Source organism: Actinomycetota bacterium (assembly GCA_036280995.1).
GTDB lineage: Bacteria > Actinomycetota > CALGFH01 > CALGFH01 > CALGFH01 > CALGFH01.
Genome location: DASUPQ010000869.1, coordinates 1 through 6,605 on the forward strand (window position 1 = coordinate 1; position 6,605 = coordinate 6,605).

A 6,605-nucleotide genomic window follows, 5' to 3' on the forward strand; every position below is an offset into this window, starting at 1 on the left:
GATGACGAAGGCGATGTTGGCCAGCGACGGGCCGAGCACGGTGGCCAGCACGATGGCCAGGGGCAGGAACGGGATCACCAGGAACCAGTCGGTGACCCGCATCAGGACCGAGTCGGTCCAGCGGCCGTAGTGGCCGGCGGCGATGCCGACCACCGAGCCGATCACCACCGAGATCACCGAGGCCAGGAACCCGACCAGCAGCGACACCCGCGCGCCCCAGATGGTCAGGGCCAGCACCGAGCGGCCGCTCTCGTCGGTCCCGAGCGGGAACTCGGCGCTCGGCGGCGAGAACGGGGTCCCGGTGGCCCTGGTCACGTCCAGCTCGCTCTCGGGGACGAGCAGCGGCGCGAACACGGCCATGGCGATGAACAGGACCAGGATGACCAGCCCGACCATGCCGACCGCGCTGCGCCGGTACTCGCTCCAGGCCTGGGACGCCGCCTGCCGCCGCCGCGCCCGGACGATCGACCTGGGGCTGAGCTGGGGGGGCAGGCTCGGCGGGACGGTGGTGTCGGTCTCGGGCGCCCCTCCGAGGGGCTCCTCGATGGTCGGCTGGGTCATCAGCCCGTCCTCACGCGCGGGTCGAGGTAGGCATAGAGGAGGTCGGCGAGCAGGTTGGCGATGATCACGGCGGCGCTGAAGAGCAGGAACACCCCCTGGAGGAGCGGGTAGTCCGGCGTCCGCAGCGCCTCGTAGCTGAGCAGGCCGAGCCCTGGCCAGGAGAAGACCGTCTCGATGGTGATCGCCCCCGAGACCACGAAGCCGAGGTTGAGGAAGATCAGCGTGGTCGTGGGCAGCAGGGCGTTGGGCACGGCGTGGCGGCGCAGCACCAGGGCGTCCCGCAGCCCCTTGGCCCTGGCCGTCGTCAGGTAGTCCTCACCGAGCTCGTCCAGCAGCGACGAGCGCATCACCAGCGCGTACTCGGCGATGTAGGCCAGGGTGAGGGTCAGGCAGGGCAGGAACAGGTGCCTGGCCACGTCCGCGACGCCGGCCAGGCTGGCCAGCTCGGTGTCGGGGCTGGACAGCCCGCCGGTCGGGAACAGCCCCGGGAACGACCCGACCCCGACCCCGAAGGCGATCAGCAGCATGATGCCGAGCCAGAACTCGGGCATGGCGTAGAGGGCGAGCGACGCCCCCAGCGAGACCCGGTCGAACACGCTGTTGCGCCGCCACGCCCCCCGGATGCCGATCCACAGCCCGATGGCCGTCGACAGCAGCGTGGACAGCCCCAGCAGCAGCACCGTCGGCCAGATCCGCTCCGCGATCACCTCCGAGACGGGCCGGCGGAACTTGTAGGAGATGCCGAGGTCGCCGCTGAGGGTGTCCTTCACGTAGGTGGCGAACTGCTCGTGCAGCGGCCTGCCCAGCCCGAAGCTCTCCCGCAGGACCTCGACCTGCTCGGCCGGGACCAGGCGGTTGCGGGTCAGGTTCTTGGCCGGGTCCCCGGGCAGGACCCGGAACAGGAAGAAGTTGAACACCAGCACGAAGGCCAGGCTGAGCACGGCCCCGATCAGCTTGGCGCCCAGCCGGCGCTGGCCGGCGCTTGGACGGAAGGTCCGGGTGGAGGTCGCGGCCATCGGGCCGGTGCCCTACTCGCGCTCGTCCTGGGTCGACCTCCGCCGCAGCGCCAGCAGCACCCCGGCCGCCCCGACCACGGCCACGCCGACGGCGATGGGCACGAGCGGCACGCCGCCGCCCTCGTCGCCGGCCGCGGCGGTCGCCTGCGGGGTGGCGATGTTGCGGTAGCTGTAGGTGCCGTACTGGAACAGGACCACGCCGCCCGGGTCGGGCTGGGCCGAGAAGCCGGCGAAGCGGTCGCTGCGGTAGGCCTGGAGCTCGTCGTAGTAGAAGGTCACCACGTACGGCGCGTCCACGTAGAGCATCCGCTGCATCTGCTTGACGATCTCGGCCCGCTTGGCCGGGTCGATGGTGACCTTCTGCTGCTCGTACAGCTTGTCGTACTCGGGGTTGCAGTAGAAGGAGTCGGACAGGTTGGCCAGGACGTCGCCGCCCGACTTGTAGCTGCGCGAGCCGCAGGTGAAGGTCGAGAGCTGGTAGTCGGGGTCGGGCTCGACCACCCAGCCCCACTCGAACATGTCGAACTCGCCCTGGCCGATGATCTCGGTCAGGCGGTTCTCCTCCAGCACCTTGACCTCGGTGGCGATGCCGATGTCGCGCAGCCAGCCCTGCATGAACTGGACCGACTGCTGGGAGGTGTTGGACTCCTGCCGGGCGAACAGCCGGAAGCGCAGCGGCCGGCCGCCGTCGGGCATCTCCCGGACCTTGTCGCCGTCGGAGTCCTTGTAGCCGGCCTCGTCGAGCAGCCGGTTGGCCTCGGCCAGGTCGAAGTTGTAGGCCTCGCCGTCGGCCGGCTGGAAGGTCAGGTTCTGGTAGAGGGCCGGGATGACCCCGGCGGCCGGGGTGCCGTAGCCGCCCAGCACCCGGTCGACCAGCGCCTGCTTGTCGATGGCGTGGGCGATCGCCTGGCGGACCCGCTTGTCCTTGAGGGCCGGGTGGCCGTCGCCGATCGGCTCGCCGCTGTCAAGGGCCGCCCCGGTGTTGAAGGCCAGCTCGTCGAAGCCGGAGTAGTCGCCGGCCACGGCGGTGATGCCCTCGGTGTCCTTGAGGGAGTTGAACGGCGCCGGGTCGAGCCCGTCGGCGAAGTCGATCTCGCCCTTCTTCAGCGCCTGCAGCTGGGCGTCGGCGTTGTTGAAGACCCGGTACACGACCTCGTCGATCTTGGGCGCGCCGTCCCAGTACTCCTTGTTGGCCGTCAGGCGCACGAACTGGCCGGTGCTGCGCTCGGCGAGCACGAACGGGCCCGAGCCGACGGCGTTCTTCTCGTTGTCGAAGGTGCTGACCTCTTTCTCGTCGATGTCCTTCCAGACGTGCTCGGGAAGGATCGGCACGGCCAGCCGCAGCATGGTCGGGCTGGGCTCCTTGGTGGTCATCACCAGGGTGGCGTCGTCGGGGGCCTCGACGGTCCTGATGTTGGAGACGTAGTTGCCGTAGTTGGTCTGCTCGAAGGTGCCCTTCATGATCCGGTTGAAGGTGTAGGCGGCGTCCTTGGCCGTGAGCGGCTGGCCGTCGGACCACTTCACCCCCTGGCGGATCTTGTAGGTCCAGGTCAGCTCGTCGTCGGAGACCTCCCAGGACTCGGCCAGGCCGGGCACGGGCGAGAAGTCCTTCTGGCTGTAGCCGACCAGGTAGTCGTACATCAGCGCCCAGACCTCGTAGGTCTCGGCCAGGATGCCGATGAACGGGTTGAGCGAGTCGACGTCGTTGATGATGCCGACGGTGAAATTGAGCTTTCCGGCCGGCTGCTCCTGGGCGGTCACCCCCGGCGCCGCCGTCAGGGCCAGCAGGGCCGCCAGCACCACCATCACCGAGGTCCTCCGGAACCGTTTCGCTCCCCGGTTCCACCGGGGGGCCAGGTTTGAGCCCCCCGGACCCCCCCGGCTCCGCCCGTTCCTGCCTGCACCGCTGAATGCGCCCACGCCCGGCCCCCTTGCGGGATTCCCACCACCGCCGACAAAGCTGACTGAACAGTCAGTAATTAGGAGTTGCGCTATTGTGCGATGCCGCCAGAGCCTCGACAAGGGCCCCTGGGCCGGATTGGGCCGCTAGTAACGGTACGACCCCTGAACCCGCACGGCGAGGCGGCGGGCGCATTCCTGGATCGAGCCGGCGAACGAGGGGTAGGTCTGGAACACCTGCGAGAGCTGGCTGGCCGTGAGCCGGTTGAAGCAGGCCTCGGAGATGGGGGCGATCAGGTCCGAGGCGTAGCTGGCCACCACCGCCCCGCCGGCGATCGTGCCCGAGCCGGGCCGGGCCAGCAGCTTGACGAAGCCGTCGGGCCGGTTGCTCATCTTGGCCCGCGAGTTGCCGGCCAGGGGCAGCGTGTCGACCTCGACCTCGATGCCGGTCTCGGCCGCTCGCTGCTCCGACAGCCCGACGGTGGCGATCTGGGGGTCGGTGAAGATGGTGGCCACCACCGCGTCCCAGCGCAGCGGGGAGACGGCCTGGCCGAGCAGGTGCCACATGGCGATCCGGCCCTGCATGGCCGCCACCGAGGCCAGCATCAGCTTGGCCGTGACGTCGCCGGCGGCGTAGATGCTCGGCACCGAGGTGCGGCTGACCCCGTCCACCACCAGCGCGCCGCGCTCATCGGTCTGGATGCCCAGCTCCTCCAGGCCAAGGCCGTTGGTCTGGGGCACCTGGCCAATGGTGAGCAGCACGTGGCTGCCCTCGATGGTGCGGCCGTCCTCCAGATGGACGACCCCGCGGTTCCCGACCCGCTCGACCTTGGCCGCCCGGGCGTTCTTGACCGTCCGCAGCCCCCGGCGCTCGAACACGTCCTCGATGGCCAGGGCCGCGTCCTCGTCATGGGTCGGGAGGATGCGGTCGCGGCTGACGATGAAGGTCACCTGGGCGCCAAACCGCAGGAAGGCGGTGGCGTACTCGGCCCCGGTGGCCCCGGCCCCGACGACCACCAGGTGCTCGGGGACCTTGCGCAGCTTGTACACGTCCTGGCTGGACAGGATGACCTCGCCGTCGGTGGGGGCGGTGTCCATCCGCCGGGGGTCGGACCCGGTGGCGAGCAGGATGGCGTCGCCCTCCAGCCGCTCGGGGCGCCCCCCGTCGCCGGCCGCGGCCCCGTCGCCGGCCGGCCGGACCTCGACGGTGTGGGGGTCGACGATCCGCCCCCGGCCCAGCACCACGCGCACCCCGGCGGCCGTGACCCGTTTGGCGATGTCCTCGGACTGGGCCAGGGCGAGGTCGCGGACCCGGGACATGATCCTCGGCAGGTCGACCTCGTAGCGGGGCACCTCCTGGCCCGGCATCCCCTCGAAGTGCACCCCGAGGCTGGGCGCCGTCTCCAGGGTGTTGAACGCCTGGGCCGAGGTCAGCAGGGTCTTGGACGGCACGCAGTCCCACAGCACGCAGGCCCCGCCCAGCCCCTCGTCGTTGACGACCGTGACCTCCGCCCCCAGGTCGGCCGCGACCAGGGCGGCCTCGTAGCCGCCAGGTCCTCCCCCAATGATCACGATCCGCATGGGTCGATGGTACCGACTCACCAGCGCCTCAAACCGGGTCTGTGGACGGCCCGGCCCGGGTTGACCGCGCTCCGACCTGATCCGCGAGGCCATCGAGCAGGACTACAAGGAGGACATCGAGGCCGCCATCGACCGCGCCATGGTCGAGGGCTACACCCGGGTCCCGGATGACGACGAGTTCGACGGCCTGGCCGAGGCGAGCCTCCGGAGCATCAACGAGGACGACCCCTGGTGAACCGCGGCGAGGTGTGGTGGGTCGAGGAGCCAGGCAGGGGCCGCCGGCCGTTCCTCGTGCTGACCAGGCAGGCCGTGATCCCGGTGATCGACAAGGTCACCGGAGTCCCGGCGACCAAGCGGATCCGGGGGATACCGTCGGAGGTCCTGCTCTCGACCGATGACGGGATGCCGGCCGACTGTGTCCTGAACTTCGACAACCTGACCGTGCTCCGCAGGAGCTGGCTCGTCGAGCCCGTCTGCCCGTTGTCACCCGTCCGCAGGGTGCAGGCGGCCGGGCCCTGCCCGTGGCCACGGGATGTTGATTCCGCCCCAGGGGATGGCTCAGCCGGTGGGGGTGGCGTCCGACCAGGTGGTGCCCGCGGAGGCGGTGACCAGGAGGGCGCCGTCGGCGTCGCAGCGGCGGGTCGGGGGCACACAGCCGTTCTCGAGGCTGACGCCGCGGCCGGCGACCGCCCAGCCGGTGCGGTGGTCGGCGAAGGCGAGACCACGGACGGCCGGGTAGCGGCCCTCGAGGCCGGTGGCGGCCGAGGTCCAGCCATGCCCGCCGTCCCGGCTGGTCAGGACCTTCCTGGCCTCGTGGCCGGCCAGAGCCAGAAGGGTGCGCTGGCCGCCGGCGGCCAGCGGGACCTGGCCGTAGCGCTCGTCCTCGGAGGCCAGCGGCACGTACCGGGGCGTCCAGGTCGTACCGCCGTCGGTGGTGACGTAGAAGCCAACCGCGAGCGTGCGCGCCGAACCGCCTCCCCCGGCGCTGAACTCGACGGGCAGGAATCCGTCGCGCGAGGGCTTGAAGGTGGGCGGCTCGCGCAGCTCGATCCTGGCGCCGCGGAGCGACGGCGGCGGCACCAGGCCCATCCGCCGCCAGGTCCGGCCGGCGTCGGTGGTCGTGTACAGGCCGGCGGGCCCCCGGCCCGGGCCCGAGGTGGCGGCCGCCTGGCCCATGACCACGCCCCAGCCGCGAGTCGGGCTGGAGAGCACCGCCCGCTGGACCTCCGGTGGCTGCGGGAGCCGGGTCCAGGTCGCGCCGCCGTCGCCGGTCCGGAACAGGAAGTAGTGGCCGTCGTAGCGGGTCGAGCTGGTCAGGACGCTGACCCAGCCGTTGCGCGGGTCGACGAAGCTCGGCATGGCCAGGACCCCGAAGCCGCCCTCGTAGCCGCCGGCGGCGTTGTCCTTGCCGAGGTCCAGGGCGCCCAGCGAGTACCAGCGCCAGGTCGAGCCGGCGTCGGTGGTCCGGTAGACGGCCAGCCGGACCACCGACCCGGTCTCCCGCGTGTTGGCGCTGGCCACCACCCAGCCGGTCCGCTGATCGAGGAA

5 protein-coding genes are annotated in these 6,605 nt (G+C 71.2%); all 5 read right to left on the bottom strand.

Annotation, left to right across the window (positions count from 1 at the left end; genetic code table 11):
* A partial coding sequence (locus VF468_29140; protein ID HEX5882352.1) for an ABC transporter permease occupies nucleotides 1-561 on the bottom strand: 561 nt, incomplete at its 3' end.
* Nucleotides 561-1,577, bottom strand: coding sequence for an ABC transporter permease (locus VF468_29145; protein ID HEX5882353.1), 1,017 nt, complete (start codon nucleotides 1,575-1,577; stop codon nucleotides 561-563). The genes VF468_29140 and VF468_29145, both read right to left, overlap by 1 nt.
* A 12-nt stretch (nucleotides 1,578-1,589) precedes the next feature.
* Nucleotides 1,590-3,383, bottom strand: coding sequence for an ABC transporter substrate-binding protein (locus VF468_29150; GenBank protein HEX5882354.1), 1,794 nt, complete (start codon nucleotides 3,381-3,383; stop codon nucleotides 1,590-1,592).
* A 240-nt stretch (nucleotides 3,384-3,623) separates the two neighbouring features.
* The gene (locus VF468_29155; protein HEX5882355.1) at nucleotides 3,624-5,057 is read right to left on the bottom strand and encodes an NAD(P)H-quinone dehydrogenase; all 1,434 of its coding nucleotides are present in this window, start codon (nucleotides 5,055-5,057) and stop codon (nucleotides 3,624-3,626) included.
* A 558-nt stretch (nucleotides 5,058-5,615) separates the two neighbouring features.
* On the bottom strand, nucleotides 5,616-6,605 hold a 990-nt coding region (locus VF468_29160), incomplete at its 5' end, for a hypothetical protein (GenBank protein HEX5882356.1).

Bases quoted from the DNA above. Each gene is read 5' to 3' on its own strand.
- VF468_29145 (HEX5882353.1), bottom strand. From the start codon at position 1,577: ATGGCCGCGACCTCCACCCGGACCTTCCGTCCAAGCGCCGGCCAGCGC.
- VF468_29155 (HEX5882355.1), bottom strand. From the start codon at position 5,057: ATGCGGATCGTGATCATTGGGGGAGGACCTGGCGGCTACGAGGCCGCC.
- VF468_29150 (HEX5882354.1), bottom strand. From the start codon at position 3,383: ATGGTGGTGCTGGCGGCCCTGCTGGCCCTGACGGCGGCGCCGGGGGTG.